Below are 15,673 nucleotides of genomic sequence, written 5' to 3'. Positions count from 1 at the left end.
TACGGCCAAGTGAAACCCCGGAGTGCCGGAAACGCAAGCCTGATTCTGGTACCCTAAAAGCCCCGCTTATAGGCGCGCAATTCGCCCTTGCCAGCGGGCTTCGGGCGATATGGCATGGGGGTTTCAGAGGTCGCCCTGGCCTAAAAAATTACCGTATGCATCCCTTCCTGATCGCAATTCTTGTCCTCATCGGGCTCAAACTGGCCACTGAGCTGGTCCTCGACTGGCTCAATCTGGGCGAAGTCCGCCGCCATGCCGACCGCATCCCCGAAGCTTTTGCCGGGGTAATGGACGAGGAAACCTATAAAAAGTCCGTCTCCTACACCCAGACGCATACCCGCTTTGGCATGATCGAGACGGCCTGGGATGCCGTCGTGCTGGCTGTCGTACTGGCCTCCGGTGTCCTGCCGTGGCTCTTTAACGGGCTGACGGCCGGGCTGGGGATCAGCCTCTGGGGGCAGGCGCTGGTGCTTTTTATTATCCTGATCGCGCTCTCGCTGCCGGGTATCCCGCTGGAGCTCTACAGCACCTTCAAGATCGAGGCCCGCTACGGCTTTAACAAGACGACCTTCGGGACCTGGTTTAGTGACAAGCTCAAGGGCCTGCTGCTGGCCGCCATCCTCGGCTACCCGCTACTCTGCCTGCTGCTGTGGTTTTTCCAGGCATTACCGCACACCTGGTGGCTCTGGGCCTTTTTCGCGTTTTTCGGCTTCCAGCTCCTGCTGCTGCTGCTCTATCCGCGCCTGATTCTGCCCCTCTTTAACAAGCTCTCGCCCCTGCCGGAGGGAGACCTGCGCGCCCGCCTGCTTAAGCTCGGGGAGCGCACGGGTTTCTCCGCTCAGACCATCCACGTGATGGACGGCAGCAAGCGCTCCACTCACTCCAACGCCTTTTTTACCGGCTTCGGGAAGTTCCGCCGCATCGTGCTCTACGATACGCTGGTCGAGCAGCTGGATGATGTGGAGCTGGAGAGCGTACTCGCGCACGAAATCGGCCACTATAAGAAGGGGCACGTGCCGAAAATGCTGATCATTTCCGCCTTGGCCAGTCTGGCCGGGTTCGGTGTGCTCGGCTTTCTGGCCGGGCAGGCGTGGTTCTTCGAGGCTTTTGGGTTCCAAGTGGCCGACGGGATGGTTCCGGCGCTGCTGCTGTTTATGCTCCTGAGCGGGCTGTTCAGCTTCTGGCTCTCGCCCCTGCTCAACGGCCTCTCCCGCAAGCACGAGTACGAGGCGGACGCCTTTGCCCGCAATGTGATGGGGGACGACCCGCAGCCGCTGGTCACCTCCCTGCATAAGCTGACCGAGAAAAATCTCGGCAACCTCACCCCGCATCCGCTCTATAGCGCCTTCCACTACTCGCATCCGACCCTCCTTGAGCGCGAAACCGCCCTCAAAGGCGGCACCGTATAGATTTAAATAGGTAGTAATGAACCACGGATGACACAGATGGCCACGGATAGCAGTCAGCCGCCAAAATATCCGTGCCCATCCGTGTTATCCGTGGTTTTAAACCGGTTCCTCGGGACGGTTGTTCTGTTTATTCTCCCCCTCACGCTCGGGGCGGAGACCGTCCGGCTGGCGACGTTTAACCTGCAGAACTACCTCGTGATGGACCGCTCGGTGGACGGGCACTGGCGCGAGGAGTATCCCAAGCCCGAAGCCGAGAAGGCCGCCCTGCGAGAGGTTATCCGTGCGGCCGATGCCGATGTGCTAGCCCTGCAGGAGATCGGTGGTCCTGCCTTTTTGGAGGAGTTGCAGCGCGATCTGAAGGCCGAGGGACTGGACTATCCCCATGCTGCGATCCTGGAGGGGCCGGATACGGTGCGCATGTGCGCCGTGCTCTCACGCCTGCCGTTCAGGCGCGCCCTCGCCCACGAGACGGTGGATTATACCCTGAAGGGGGAGGCCGGGCAGGTCCGCCGCGGATTGCTGGAACTGAACTTCCGAACCGATGGCGTCGAGTGGGCGCTGTTTGTCGTGCACCTGAAAAGCCGCTGGACGGTCCGCGAGGACGACCCAACGGCCGCCCGCGAGCGCACCGCCGAGGCGCAAGCCTGCCGCGACTTCATCCGTGCGCAGTTTGCAGATCCCGAGTCGGACAACTATCTCATCGTGGGTGATTTTAACGACCTGCGCGATACCGCTCCGCTCCGGCGGTTTCTGGAGGTCAGCGGGCGCGAACTCTCCCGTATGGCTGAGGCTGTGGATTCGCGCGACGAAGCGTGGACCTTCCACTACCGCAAGCGAGACATCTACGAGCGGGTGGACTTTGTTTTGCTCTCCCCGGCACTGGATAAGCGCCTCGTGCCCGGCTCGGCCAAGATCGTGGACATCGTCCCGGCCAGCCTCACCGGCAGCGACCATCGCCTCGTCAGCGTCGAGCTGGAGTTCTGAGTGGGGAAGTGTGAGGTGTGGGGGCTGCGCGCCCCCCCCCCCCACGCCCCGCGGCAGGCGGAGCCTGCACTTTTGATGCTACGCATCGTGTCAGCGATTGCTAAAACCAGCTTCGCTGGTTTTAGCAATCGCTGAGCAGAGCATCAAAATTGTGCGCCACCATTGATGTGAGGCTATCAAACCCGGAACTTACACACTCTTCACTCGGGGTCGCGGACTGTCAGAACGTAGCCCCAATGTCCTGTGCTGTCACGCACGGGGCGCAGAGCCCCCATATCATGCTCTGGGCTAGTCGTGGTAGCCCCAGAGGCCGCGTTCCTTGATCAGCTCGGCGACACGGGGCGGGACGCATTCCTCCCAGCTGGGGTCGTCCTCGGTGATCTTTTTGAGGATGTTGCGGGAGAAAATGTTCAGGTGGCTGGCGTCGGCGCCGAGGACGGGCTCGATGTAGTGGTTTTCCAGCAGGTAGGTGTAGAGGTGGCGCAGCTTGCTTTTGACCTTCAGGTTGTCGGCGCTGATGAGCATATCGTCTGCGAATCCGCCCGCCCCGCTCTCGACGAGCTTCTCCTGCAGGTCGGTGTGGCCGATGTAGCTGTTGTAGCTGGTGCCTTTCATCGGGTAGACGTACAGCTTGACGTTGGCTTTAAATAAGCGCCCGAAGGACTCCAGAATGCCTCCGTCGAGGTCTTCGTAGTACTCCTCGTTGAAGATTTCCTGCAGGTGGTTAATGCCGAGGACGATGCCGATCATCTTCTGGGTATAGCGCCGGAAGTACGCGCTGAGCCGGTAGTACTCCATGTAGTTAGAGACCAATACATGGTAGCCCAGTACGTTGATGGCGTCGACGCGTGCCAGGAAGTCCTCGTAGTCGATGTCCTTGCCGCCGGCCAGGAGGTTTTTCATCGTGATCTCCAGCAGGGCGACGACGGATTCGCCCTGGACGGAGTCTTCCTGCATGAACTGCGCCCCGGCGCACTTGAGCATGTCGGTGTTGACGTGCGTGATCGGGCGGAACGACCCGCGCTCGACCAGCAGCGACTTCTTGTAAAGGAACTCGGAGGGCTGGAGCACGGAGCCATCGGAGCCGAACATGACGGCGTTCGTCAGGCCGTGCTCGACCAGTTGGAGCGAGACCACGCGGTTTTCTACCTTGTCATCGAAGTCCGGCCCGTGGAACTCCAGCATGTCCACCTCCAGGCGCTCGTTACCGAGACTGTGAAGCAGGGAGGGGATAAACTCCTCCATGTCGTCGTAGTAGACGAGGGCGGCCCAGATGAAGTTGACCCCGGCGATCCCGAGCGCCTCCTGTTGGGCGCTGCCGGTCTTGTCCCACATGCGCACATGGATGATGATGTCGTTTGGCGGAGCCTCGGGGGAGATCTGATAGCGGATGCCCATCCAGCCGTGGCAGTTCTTGTTGTTGTTGTAGCTGGCGGCTGCGACGGTGTTGGCGAAGACAAAGAAGGTCGTGTCCTTGCCGCGGCTTTCGTCGAGGCGGTTGATGAGCAGGTTGTACTCGTGGTCGAGCATCTGGCTGAGCCGGTCCCGGGAGACGTAGCGGCTGGCCTTGCCGTAGATCTCATCGCTGAACTTCATGTCGTAGGCCGACATGCTCTTGGCGATGGTACCGGCCGCCCCCCCGGCTTTAAAAAAGTGGCGGGCGACTTCCTGTCCGGCCCCGATTTCTGCAAAGGTGCCGTAAACGTTCTGGTCCAGATTGACCAGGAGAGCCTTGCGATTAGTGGTGAGTTCGCTGGGTTCGAGCTGGGGATCTTTCATGGATTGTGGGAGCCATTAAGCAGAAATCCTGCCGTTTCGGCAATGCCCGATCCTGAGGTTGCCGATTCGTTACATGGATGATTTGAGAATCTGGGGTTGGGCGGGACCCATTGGGGTAAAATATCCGGCTGTTACCTTCGCGCTTGAGGGACGGGCACAGGTGCGCATACTAGGCCGTATGAAAGCCTTCCTTAAGATGGTTGCGGCCAACCTCACCGCGCTCTCCATCGCCCTGGGCGTGTGTATCATGGGCGGGTTTTTCCTCATGATCCTGTTTGCGCTGGTCTCGGCGAATCAGCCCAAGCCCACCGTCAAGGACGAGGCGGTCCTCGTAGTGGACTTGTGGATGAATATTTCTGACGCACCCCCCGAGGCGAGCCTGGGCGCCGCCGTCAACCAGGTGATCTACGGCCCCGAGGTCCCGCGCCTGTCTGTGCTGGAGGTCGTGGACGGGATCGAGCGTGCCGCTCAGGATGACCGCATCGAGGCTCTATTTCTCTATGGCAGCCTGATCCCTGATAACTACGGATCGGGGCTGGCCGCCCTGCGCGAAGTGCGTGAGGCGATCGAGCACTTTAAGGCGACCGGCAAGCCTGTCTACGCCTATGCCATCGACCCGACCATGCGGGACTACTACCTGATGGCTTCCGCGGACGAAGTGGTGCTGAACCCCTTTGGCCTGCTCAGCATCAACGGTCTCGCCAGCGAGATGATGTACTTCGGGCAGGCTTTCGAGAAGTACGGGATCGGCGTGCAGACGACGCGGGTCGGTAAGTATAAGTCCGCGGTCGAGATGTTTACCGGTTCACAGATGAGCGAGCCCGACAAGCTGCAGGTCACCGAGCTGCTGAATGACATCTGGGGTCAGATCCTCGCCGATGTCGCCAGTGGCCGCGAGCTCGATGTGCAGCAGCTTCGTGCGCTGAGCAACGAGCAGGGCTTCTTTACCGGGCAGATGGCACTGGAGGCTGGACTGGTCGACCGAGTGGCCTATCTGGACGAGGTGATCGACACGCTCGTGGATGAGGTCGGCTACGATGAGCAGGCCGAGTCCTTCCGGCAGGTCGCACTGGCAGACTATGTGAAGCTGGCCGGGTTCGGGCCCGAGCACCGCTATGGCGGTAACCAGATCGCAGTCGTTTACGCAGAGGGCGACATTGTCGATGGTGAGGGCTTTAAAAATCAAGTCGGGGGTGATCGGCTCGCCCGTGATCTGCGCAACCTGTGCGATGACCCCGACGTCGCGGCTATCGTGCTACGCGTAAACAGCCCCGGAGGCAGCGCGCTGGCTTCTGAGGTCATCCAGCGGGAAATGCGTGAGGCTCGGGACAAGAAGCCCGTGATCGTCTCCATGGGGTCGCTGGCCGCCAGTGGTGGCTACTGGATCTCCGCCTACTCAGACCGGATCTTTGCCGAGCCGACGACCATCACCGGTTCGATTGGTGTTTTCGGATTGTTCTTTAATGTCGAAGATATCGCGGCAGAGCACGGCATCACCTTTGACGGTGTGAAAACCTCGACCTACGCCGACTTGTTCACCATCTCGCGCCCGAAGAGCGAGGAAGAGATGGCCCTCGTGCAGCAGTACACGGATTTTCTCTACGATGCCTTTATCAATAAGGTGGCCGAGGGGCGCGACCTGAGTCCCGAGCAGGTGCAGCGTATTGCACAGGGGCGGGTCTGGTCCGGTGAGGATGCGCTTGAGATCGGGCTGGTCGATGAGATCGGCGGTCTTGGGGACGCTATCCGCTATGCCGCCGATGAGGCAGGAGTCGCTGACTACTATACCGTCACCCAGATCCCTGAGCGGATGAACTTCCCGCAGGCTTTGGAACGCGCCATGCAGGGTGGGGGACAGCAGCCTCCTGTGGCGAAGACATCGGCCGACCTGCTCAGCCAGCTCGAAGCCCGCCTCAAGGCCGAGCTGGGGATGGTCCGCTCTTTCAATGACCCGAAGGGGATTTACGCACGCCTGCCATTTTCACTTGAAATACGCTGAGGCGGCAGTCCCCCGTCGATGAACAAAGGGTTCGCTGGCTCTCTGCTGGATGGCTACGCTTTTTCATAGGGACGTTAGCTTTACTGTCATGTAAATTGGATACGATTCAACTTGTGAACGGGGGGTTGCGTGCATATTGGAAACCATCGCATGAGTTGCGAATTTCTACATCTCGGGACGCGAATTTTTGCTTGGTTCACGTCCGCGAATACACAATCACTCCAACCCCCATTGAACGATGCGTTACCCCACCGCTCTCCGTATCGGGTGCTTGTGCACCCTGCTTGCCGGCCCCATGTATGCGGCTGACAACACCGATAGTACCCCCACCGCTAATCAACCCGCAGATGCGACCGCTCAGGCGGACACGCAGGCCTCTCAGCCCACCTCGTTTTGGGATGACATGGCGCAGCGCGAATACCTCCTCGGCGATGCCTGGGGAGCGAGACCGACGCTTGAAGAGCTTGGCCTGTCGCTGGACATCTCCTTTGCCATGAATATCGCCGGTAACGCCGTAGGCGGGAATAACCAGGGCGTGACGCAGGTTAACAGCACGGGTGTAAACTTCGGCGTCGACTTTGAAAAACTGGCCGAAGTTGACGGGCTGACGTTCTTCGCCTCGATGGCCTACCGCAGTGGTACCAGCCTGACCCAGCGACACATCCATAACATCGTCAGCGTTCAGCAGCTCTACGGGAACCAGACTTACCGGCTGGTTAACCTCTACGCGCAGCAGACTTTCCTGAATGATACCATGGCGATCAAAGCTGGTCGTATCGCACAGTTTGACGACTTCTCAATCACGCCTTCGTTCAGTTTCTACATGAACAACGGTTTCGACGGGCAGCCGGTCGGGTTCTTCTTCATGGGACCGTTCACCGCCTACCCGGTAACGACTTGGGGTGCCCTCGTCAGTGGTGGCGCAGCCACGGGCGATCAGGATGGCTTTTATGGTAAGCTTGGTGCCTACGGTGCTGACTCGGACCTCGGTAACCCCGACAACCACGGTACGAACTTCAGCTTCAACTTCGATCAGGGCGCCAACATCATGGGTGAGATCGGGTACAAGCGTAACTGGACCGATGATACGACCGGCCACCCCGGTAAGTACTCGATAGGCGGCTGGGTCTTCACCGGCCCGTTCCAGAAGAACCTCGGCGGTACGACCGACAACATCGGCGGTATCTACTACATGTTTGAGCAGAATGTCTTCCGTGAAGGCAGAAACATGGCTGAGCCGAACTCCACCCGTCTGGAAGACCGGCAGGTCTGGGGCTCCGACCAGAGCTTTATGGACGTCGTGCAGGGGCTCTACGTGTGGAGCAGCGGTCAACTCAACCTGAGTGACGAGGCTTTCCAGTCAGATTTCTTTGTCAGTGGTGGTGCCTACTATCGGGGGCTGTTCCCCGGCCGCGATCAGGACATCCTCGCCTTTGGTGCGGCCTGGCTGAACTTCAGCGACAGCTACTCGCAGTCCCAGCAGAGCATCGGGCAGGGCGCTCCTGACTATGAGCTCGAGCTGGAGTTGGGCTACCGCTATCAGGTGACGGAGTATTTCTACGTCCAACCGAACATCCAGGGCATCATCAATCCGGGTGGCACGCACCAGCTGGATGACGCACTCGTCATCGGCCTGCAGCTCCAGGTGGACTTCTAAGCTCTGGAGCAGAGCGTAAAGCTTTACACTGATTACCCCAAATGGGGGCGTGAAGGCGGGAAACCCGCGGATCTTCGCGCCCCCTTTTTTTTGTGCCTGTTGCAGGGGTGTGCGCGAATTCACTCTATGCCGGTCGGCAGGCACAAAAAAACCGGCACTCCTTGGAGTACCGGTTGGTAAAAGTGTGCGATCGGAAGCAGGGCTTAGTGGGCCGCGCTACGGATTTCCTTGTGCACCGTGTGACGGCGAAGGTGCGGGTTGTACTTCTTCAGTTCAACCTTCTCCTGGGAAAGCTTCTTGTTACGCGTGGTCATGTAGCGGGAGGCTGCTTTGCCTTCCTTACGCGCTTCCGTGCATTCGATAATTACGACTTCTCTGGGCATGGCTGCTAGGTGTTGAAAAGCGTGCCAACATACGCGCCCGGCAGCCCAATGCAAGCAGAAAAATGCCCACGCTCTTGGCCGGGTGCCACGCGTCGCCTGCCAAGGCTGAAATCCCGAATGCGGGGGCCCGTTTTAGCGCTTCGCGCGCAGGCTAGTTACTCGCCTGGCTCTGGCGTCCGGCGCGCCAGTTATCCCGATGATTACGGATCCAGTCCAGGAGAGCTCGCTCAAATCCGATGTCGTGGCCGACCTTTTCGGACTCAAGCCACTTGTGTTTGAGAATCTCCTCCCGTTCGGCCAGGAACTCCTGATAAAGACTGGAGCGCTGGACGAAATCCTTGCCGTTGGGGTTGGATCTGCGTGACGGGGCTTTCATAGCTGACCTGGGGACGATGATGTGCCGCTAGGTTGCATTTACGAATTAACTATTAAGTAATGTCCTATCTTTGTAAAGCCGCTTCGCAAAGCATCTTGCTCAAACGATTGAACCTATAACCTATCACTGCTCACGTGTTTTTTCTATAGTTCAAGTTTTGTCAGCAGTGTGCGGGCCATTTCGACAAAGCTTTGTCCGGCGGTGCTATCCGGGTGGCCAATGACGGAGGGTATCCCGCGTTCGCTGCCCTGGCTGATGCTTGGGTCGAGCGGGATCTGCCCCAGCAGGGGCGTTTCCAGATCACGCGCGGCGACCTCACCGCCACCCTGTCCGAAGATGTAGCTCTTCGAGCCGTCCGGGTTTTCCAGGTAGCTCATGTTTTCAGCCACGCCGAGGAGGGGGACGTTGACCTTGCCGAACATCATGGCACCGCGGCGGGTGACGCTGACGGCGACGCCCTGTGGCGTCGTGACGATGACGGCTCCGTCCAGCGGTAGGGTCTGCACGAGAGACAGCTGCGCGTCGCCGGTGCCCGGCGGCAGGTCCACCACGAGGATGTCCATTTCGCCCCAGTCCACATTAGCGGCAAACTGCTGGATGGTCTTCATGACCATCGGGCCGCGCCAGACGACCGGGGTGGACTCGTCGAGCAGGAAGCCCATCGACATGACCCGGATGCCGAAGTTTTCCAGCGGGGTCAGCATGTTGTCGCGGACCTCGGGTCGTGCGCTCATACCCATCATCAGGGGGACGGAGGGGCCGTAAATATCGCAGTCCATGAGGCCGACCTGGTGGGGGCGGCCTTTTTCGGAGAGGAGCTTGTCAAAGGCGCAGGCGAGGTTAACCGCCACAGTGCTTTTGCCCACACCGCCCTTACCGCTGGCCACGGCAATGATCTTTTTCACACCGGGCAGACGCTGCTGCTCAGGGCCCTGCACGTTACGCTTCTGGCCGTGTCCGGCGTTTTTCGGGACCGTCACGGAGATGTGGACATCTGCTCCCTCAATGCCCTGCACGGTGGCCAGGGCCTGCTCCACGTCCTGCTTGAGGAGGCGGGGGATGCGCTCGTCGGCAGTGCTCACGGCCAGTGCGACGACGGCGCGATTGCCTTCGACGGTGGCCCCGGTGACGAGACCAAAAGAAACGATGTCCCGGCTGAAACCGGGATATTTTACCTGTTTGAGGGCGGGCAGTAGCGTGTCGTCGATCATGAGTGGAAAAACTCCATCCATGGGGAAAATGGCGGCTTTGGCAAGGGTCAGTGGAGGTATGAGGGGCAGAATTTATTTTTTCTTCCCGATTTTCGTTTCAACAGGCGGGGTAAGTTGTTTTTCTCTAAGAGATATGACAGTCGCCACCCGTTTTCTCTGGTTCCTCTCCCTGTCCGCGCTTCTTTTTGTCGCTCGCCCTGCCGTTCAGGCTCAAGTGATTGACGGGGGCGTCATCCAGTCGACCGTACAGGCCGGTACAAAGCCCGTTGCCATCGTCAGCTCAAATGCCGACGTCGCCGGATTGCTGGAGGTCGCTTTTAGCACGCACGGAGGATTCCGTGTCGTCAAGCCCGGTGAGGGCGTCTTCACCTTTGTTGTGACGCCCGCTGGCTCCAACGCGGTGCAGCTTCAGATCAAGTCTGGCCGCCCGGCCGTGACGCAGCTGACCGAGACCGTCCGCGGTAACAGCCTGGCCGACGCCGCCCTGCGGGCCGGGGACCTGGCTGTCCTTCGTACCACGGGTAAGCCCGGCTTCTTCGCCGGGAAGCTCGCCTTCGTCGGCGCCAACGGCAAGAAGCAGGAGGTCTACACTAGCGACCTGTTTTTCCGGAACACCAAGCGCCTGACGGGCGATAACTCCTACTCCCAGCACCCGCGCTGGTCTCCCGATGGCCGTAAGCTTCTCTACACCGGTTACTACCGCACAGGCTTCCCGGACGTGTTCATGATCGACCTGGACACCGGGCGCCGCGTCACGGTGGCCGGGTACAAGGGGACAAACACCGGAGCTGTCTTTAGCCCGAGTGGGCAGTCCATCGCTATGGTGCTGTCGTCCTCCGGCTCTCCCGAGGTATATGTTGCAGGCCCGGACGGGCAGCGCCCCCGGCTGGTCAGCCAGGGTACGACGCGCAGCGTCGAGAGTGACCCGGACTGGTCCCCGGACGGAGGTCGCCTGGTCCTGACCAGCGACCAGCTTGGCGGACCGCAGCTTTTTGTCGTATCTGCCCGTGGGGGCCGCCCGAGCCGCCTGCCCACGAACATCAGTGGGTACTGCACCGAGCCGGCCTGGAACCCGGTCAGCGGCATGAACAAGATCGCCTTTACCGCTTCGACGCGTGGCAGCTACCAGATCGCCCTTTACGACCTGAGCGCCCGCAAGAGTCAGTTCCTGACCAGTGGCGGTGGCAGCTTCAGTCAACCGCGCTGGCTCAATGACGGTCGTCACCTCGTGGCTACCTATGCCGCGCGGGGCCAGCAGACTCTCTGGCTGATCGACTCGGAGACGGGCAAGAAGACCAAGCTGCCCTCCGGTCGCCTGACCAATATCTCGCAGCCGGACTTCGTGTATCCCAACTAGGCGCAACGGCCTTATTGGGCTGTTGGATGCATCGAATTACCGTTTTTTGGCCCGCTGCCCCTAGACAAGTGTGCGGGGCTGTGTATGCTTCCGTCGCCCACCCATGAAGAGTCTGTTCAGCCTGCTTGTTATCCTGGCCCTGGTTTTCGGTGCTACACCGGTAACCTGCATGGCATATGCGGATACCCAAGCGGTGAGTGGATGCGGCTGCTCCTAAGATGCACCCTCGCACGGTGGTCATGATCCGACTCAGGGTGATGACTGCGCCTGCTCCATCAGCCCCTGTCAGCAGCTCCTCGGTGAACGGCTTGATCTGTATCGGACCTCGGGGGCGATCCTTGTTCCGGCGACAGTTTCAGTAGAAACCGGGCGGCTGACAGTGGCCGCCTATACGGGCGTAGCATTTGTTTCGGTGTGGTCGCCGTTGCTGCAGCCACCCGGTATTTCTGATCATATCAGCAGTGTGCGTTTGTTGCTCTGAGGACGTCGATGGGGCGATTCATCCGTCCTCTCGACCAACTCAAGACCCATCAACAAACATTAAGTACACACAAAAGAATATCATTATGAAAAAGAAACTTCTTAGCACTGTTAGCGCCCTTATTTTCATCGGTAGCGCCATGGCCTTCGCCGGAACCCCTACCAAGAGCGGTGACTCTGGCTGCAAGGACTCCGGCAAGGATTCCTGCTGCTGCAAGTGCGAGTGTAAGTAGCTTGGACGGTGCTCCAAGCGCCTGATTTCCGGGGTGGGCCTGCGGGCCCGCCCTTTTTTGTGCCTGGCTAACGGTGCTCTGCCTGTTTTTGTGGTTGCTAAATTGATGTAAAATGAGCGGTTATACTAGCTCCATGGGAGCGGAGCTATCGCCATCGCCAGTTCCCGACAGCCGGGACGAACCGACGCCACCCCAGCGGCCGGTGTTGTTATGGTTTTTCGGTGTGTTAGCGGTCATGGTCGCGATGGGTGTCGTGCTGGTTTATCCGACTTCTATCGCTTTGCCATGTGCACTTACCGGGAGTGACTACAGTCCGGCACTTGTCCATGCTCAATGTGAGCTCAGCGATACGCTGCGGATGTGTACCTTTTTCCTCGCCCTGTGCGTAGGGTTGATCGTCGTGATGGCCGTTATTCTGGAGCGACGTACCACCATGACGGTGGCCTGGCTTGTGCTGGCGATGGCGTTAGGCCTGCTTGCCTTAGCGCTGGTTTGCTAGCCGCGAGGCCGACGCACTCACGGCCGGATTGGCTGATGCGAGGCTCCCCTTGCTGAGCGGCTTTTATTCGCCCATGTCCGCACGGTCAAAGGTGCGCGTCCACTTCTGGTTGCCGTCGGCATCGTACACCGTGACGGTCAGCTGGCGGCTGCCCTCGGCCCCATGGAAGGAGAGGGTGGCAAACTGCCGCTCAAAGACCGTGGTGCCCGGCACGCGGAAGTAATTCAGCTCGCTGGTTTCCTCAGCGGGGCGTCCGGTTAAGGGCCCGAGCGTGAGCTCGTAGACATCCGGGGCGGCCGAGCGGACCATCTTGGTCAATTCGCCGAAATCCTTGCCCCCGCTGACGAAGAACAGCCCCTCAATTTCAGCCCAGGTAATCTGCTGGATGAGGTCGTTGCGCTCCTGCGGGGCGGCGATGAAGTGCCCGGGGTTTTCAGCGGGGTTGAGCATGGGAGAGCCCATGACAACGACTTTGAAGGTCGCGGTGCTCTTGCGCAGGGCTTGGATGAGCCAGTTTGTTTGTTGCTTGCCAAGTACCTGCTTGCGCTCGTCGCTGAGGGAGGTCAGGTCGCGGAACGAGCGGTCATCGAGGATGAAAAACTCAGCGTCGCCCCAGCGCATGGTGCAGGCCATCCCGAGCTCTTCGGTCAACCCGTAATCGGGGTTTGGCCAGAAGCGGTGAAAGGCTTCCTGGGTATGCTTGCGGCCGAGGAAGGTCACGTCCGCCTCCGGTGGGCCGTAGTCGTGGCTGCTCCAGGTGGCGATACTGGGGACAGAGGCGAGGAGGGGCTGCATCTCGGGCTGGGAGCGGTTACGGCTGTAGCGGGCAAGCATGCCCGAGCGTGAGCCCCAGTCGGCCTCACGCAGGTAAATGTTGTTCCCCAGCCAGATCATGAACGTCGGCTCCTTGGCCAGGAGGGCGAGAAAGATGTGGTAGCTGTCGCCGGGGGTCCGGTTAAGCGGATCGTAAAGCGGCTCGTTGACATAGTTACCGCCTCCGAGGGCCACCGTAAAGTCTGGCGGGGGAGTGCGGTCCCGGTAGTCGGGGGGCGTGGAGAACTTCGTGTCGTACTGGACCGGAGCCTTTTCACCGTCCAGATAGAGCTCGTAGCGATAGGTCGTGCCGGGCATCAGACGGTCGGCCATCAGGGTGGCCGTGTAGGCGTCCTGCTGCTGGGTGAGGGCGCTTGCCGTGTGCGTGCGGAGATCTGGCTGGCCTTCGGGCCAGTAGTAGAACTGCACGAGGGCGGCTTCGCTCGTCTGCACCCACAGGGCGGCTTCGCGCATCTCGACGTAGCCGACCATTGGCCCGGCCTGAACGTTGGCATCGGCGGCCTGTACGCTCTGGGAGGCGAGTGTGCTAAAAAGGGCGAATAGGGTAAAAAAGCGGGATAAGGGCATGGAGACGTTGGTGCTAGAAAAGATTGTCCCGCGTGGCGCAGGGTCAAGGTTTTAGGTGAATTTCCGTGCTGTCGACCTGGAGATGGGGGCAGGGGCGTGCGAAACGGTCATTTTGCTTCAATTTTATGCGAAAAATCCGATAGATAAGAGAAGACCTTTACATATCACTTCGCCTCCCTGAGGCTGACGGGCCAAACCGGCATGAAAACTGCGAATCCATCAAACTCTCTTTCCATATAGAGTAACTTGTGATAGGTATAAGATATGGGTGAATCGCTAGTATGTGACATCTGCGGCAAGCTTGCCACCGTGCATTTGACGCAGATTATCAATAATCAGATCCAGAAAGTCGATCTGTGCGAGGAATGTGCCCAGAAAAAGGGCGTGACCGACCCGGAAGGCTTTTCTCTGGCTGACTTCATGGCCAAGAACATCGAGTCCACCAGCGGCCCCGACTCCGTCGAGGTGCCCTCAGTGGTGTGCCCGAGCTGTGGCTGCACCCCCCGCGATTTCAAGCGTAATGGCCGTCTGGGCTGCCCGGACTGCTACGAAGCCTTTGACAGCCTTATCCAGCCGCTGCTCAAGGGGATGCATCGCGGCACGCACCATACCGGTAAGATCCCCCATGAGCTCCTGCACCGCGTCGGGCTCCGCAAGGCGATTAACCGCCTCCAGGACCAACTGGCCCACGCCGTAGAGCAGGAGAAGTACGAGGACGCCGCCCGCTATCGCGACGAACTCGACCAGCTTAAATCCCAATCCGAGCCCCCGGCTCGGTGATCTTTGATTCCCAGATGACGATTAAACCCCTACTTGACGCCAACGCCGAGCTAACCAGCGGCGGGGCACCGGGGGAACCCATCGTGATGAGTTCCCGGATCCGGCTTGCGCGTAACCTCGACGGACGTGCCTTTCCCGGTTGGGCCAAAAAGACCCAGCGCCGGGAAATTTTGTCCGCCTGCGAGAAGGCCGTGGCGCAGTTGCCGCAGATGCAGCGGGGCACCGTTTTGCACCTGGAGGAACTTTCTGAGCTTGAGCGGCAGGTGCTGGTCGAGCGCCATTTGATCAGCCGGGAGCTTTCCCAGTCGGAGGATGCTTCCGGGGTCGTTATCAGCCGCGATCAGGCCTGCTCGATCATGATCAACGAGGAGGACCACCTGCGCATCCAGGTGCTTCGCACGGGGCTCGGTTTCGAGGATATATGGGAGGTCATTGACGCCATCGACAACAAGCTCGAAGACCTCCTCGATTTCGCCTTTTCCGAAGATCTGGGCTACCTGACGGCCTGCCCGACCAATCTCGGTACCGGGATGCGCGCCTCTGTGATGCTGCACCTGCCCGGTCTCGTCATGTCGAACGACATGGAGAAAGTCATTCGCGCCGTCAACCAGATGGGGATGGTCGTACGCGGCCTCTTTGGTGAGGGCTCGGACGCCACGGGAAGCATTTTCCAGATTTCCAACCAGCAGACGCTGGGTGAGAGCGAGCAGGAGATTATCTCGCGCCTGGAGCGCGAGGCGATCCACTCGATCATCGAGCAGGAGAAAAATGCCCGCGCCCGCCTGCTGGAGACGAAACCCGAGCACGTTTGCGACAAGATTGGCCGTGCCTACGGAATTTTGCAAAACGGGCATCTTTTAAGCTCTGCAGAAGCTATGAACCTTCTGTCGCTCCTCCGTCTCGGCATCGACTGCAAGTTCATTGCCGAGAAATGGCGGGTCTCCATCGACCGTCTGCTCATAGAGCTGCAGCCCGGCCACATCCAGCTGGCCGCCCACGAGCCCATCGAGAGCGATATGCGTGATACGGCCCGTGCCCGACTTATCCGGGAAGAAATCAGCAAGGTTCCTTCTCCAACTTTTGAGCCATGAGCGAATTGGCATGGCACTTTCTAACCTACAATAA

General features: G+C 59.7%; 14 protein-coding genes. 9 read left to right on the top strand and 5 right to left on the bottom strand.

From position 1 onward, the window contains the following. Positions 1 to 155 precede the first annotated feature (155 nt). Together K0V07_RS02060 and K0V07_RS02055 are read left to right on the top strand one after the other, a co-directional pair. Entirely contained in the window at positions 156 to 1,409 is a 1,254-nt protein-coding gene (locus K0V07_RS02060) for a M48 family metallopeptidase (RefSeq protein ID WP_220622870.1), read from the top strand. A gap of 81 nt (positions 1,410 to 1,490) precedes the next feature. Then, complete coding sequence (locus tag K0V07_RS02055) at positions 1,491 to 2,393, top strand: endonuclease/exonuclease/phosphatase family protein (RefSeq protein WP_220622869.1); 903 nt, start codon at positions 1,491 to 1,493, stop codon at positions 2,391 to 2,393. Positions 2,394 to 2,681: 288 nt separating this feature from the next. Here K0V07_RS02055 and K0V07_RS02050 read toward each other — a convergent pair whose 3' ends face one another. Continuing rightward, positions 2,682 to 4,172, bottom strand: coding sequence for a TonB-dependent receptor (locus K0V07_RS02050; protein ID WP_220622868.1), 1,491 nt, complete (start codon positions 4,170 to 4,172; stop codon positions 2,682 to 2,684). 178 nt (positions 4,173 to 4,350) lie between these two features. On the opposite strand from K0V07_RS02050, the gene sppA reads away from it, so the two are divergent. Further along, entirely contained in the window at positions 4,351 to 6,171 is a 1,821-nt protein-coding gene (sppA, locus tag K0V07_RS02045; protein ID WP_220622867.1) for a signal peptide peptidase SppA, read from the top strand. A gap of 238 nt (positions 6,172 to 6,409) precedes the next feature. Beyond that, positions 6,410 to 7,828, top strand: coding sequence for a carbohydrate porin (locus tag K0V07_RS02040; RefSeq protein ID WP_220622866.1), 1,419 nt, complete (start codon positions 6,410 to 6,412; stop codon positions 7,826 to 7,828). A 203-nt stretch (positions 7,829 to 8,031) separates the two neighbouring features. Here K0V07_RS02040 and rpmG read toward each other — a convergent pair whose 3' ends face one another. From rpmG to K0V07_RS02025, 3 genes are all read right to left on the bottom strand, one after another. Next, entirely contained in the window at positions 8,032 to 8,211 is a 180-nt protein-coding gene (gene rpmG, locus K0V07_RS02035; RefSeq protein ID WP_220622865.1) for a 50S ribosomal protein L33, read from the bottom strand. Positions 8,212 to 8,362: 151 nt separating this feature from the next. Further along, a complete protein-coding gene (locus tag K0V07_RS02030) occupies positions 8,363 to 8,587 on the bottom strand; it encodes a DUF4032 domain-containing protein (RefSeq protein ID WP_220622864.1) in 225 nt (74 codons plus the stop codon). Between the two features lie 143 nt (positions 8,588 to 8,730). Then, positions 8,731 to 9,798 (bottom strand): Mrp/NBP35 family ATP-binding protein, encoded by a 1,068-nt coding sequence (locus K0V07_RS02025; RefSeq protein WP_220622863.1) that lies wholly within the window; start codon positions 9,796 to 9,798, stop codon positions 8,731 to 8,733. 133 nt (positions 9,799 to 9,931) lie between these two features. Between K0V07_RS02025 and K0V07_RS02020 the strand changes: the two genes are divergently transcribed. The 3 genes from K0V07_RS02020 to K0V07_RS02010 all read left to right on the top strand — a co-directional run bounded on the left by K0V07_RS02020 (position 9,932) and on the right by K0V07_RS02010 (position 12,367). Then, entirely contained in the window at positions 9,932 to 11,155 is a 1,224-nt protein-coding gene (locus tag K0V07_RS02020; protein WP_220622862.1) for a hypothetical protein, read from the top strand. A 566-nt stretch (positions 11,156 to 11,721) separates the two neighbouring features. Further along, positions 11,722 to 11,868 (top strand): hypothetical protein, encoded by a 147-nt coding sequence (locus K0V07_RS02015; RefSeq protein WP_220622861.1) that lies wholly within the window; start codon positions 11,722 to 11,724, stop codon positions 11,866 to 11,868. A gap of 112 nt (positions 11,869 to 11,980) precedes the next feature. Then, positions 11,981 to 12,367, top strand: a complete 387-nt coding sequence (locus K0V07_RS02010) for a hypothetical protein (protein ID WP_220622860.1) — start codon at positions 11,981 to 11,983, stop codon at positions 12,365 to 12,367. A gap of 63 nt (positions 12,368 to 12,430) precedes the next feature. Here the strand turns inward: K0V07_RS02010 and K0V07_RS02005 are convergent, their stop codons facing one another. Then, on the bottom strand, positions 12,431 to 13,768 hold the full coding sequence (locus K0V07_RS02005) for an alkaline phosphatase D family protein (RefSeq protein ID WP_220622859.1): 1,338 nt from the start codon (positions 13,766 to 13,768) through the stop codon (positions 12,431 to 12,433). 264 nt (positions 13,769 to 14,032) lie between these two features. On the opposite strand from K0V07_RS02005, the gene K0V07_RS02000 reads away from it, so the two are divergent. Beyond that, entirely contained in the window at positions 14,033 to 14,548 is a 516-nt protein-coding gene (locus tag K0V07_RS02000) for a UvrB/UvrC motif-containing protein (RefSeq protein WP_220622858.1), read from the top strand. Positions 14,549 to 14,562: 14 nt separating this feature from the next. Then, entirely contained in the window at positions 14,563 to 15,639 is a 1,077-nt protein-coding gene (locus K0V07_RS01995; RefSeq protein WP_220622857.1) for a protein arginine kinase, read from the top strand. Positions 15,640 to 15,673: the final 34 nt, after the last annotated feature.

The sequence above is a fragment of the Ruficoccus sp. ZRK36 genome (assembly GCF_019603315.1).
Lineage (GTDB): Bacteria > Verrucomicrobiota > Verrucomicrobiia > Opitutales > Cerasicoccaceae > Ruficoccus.
This window is presented reverse-complemented; position numbering and strand designations above follow the sequence as displayed.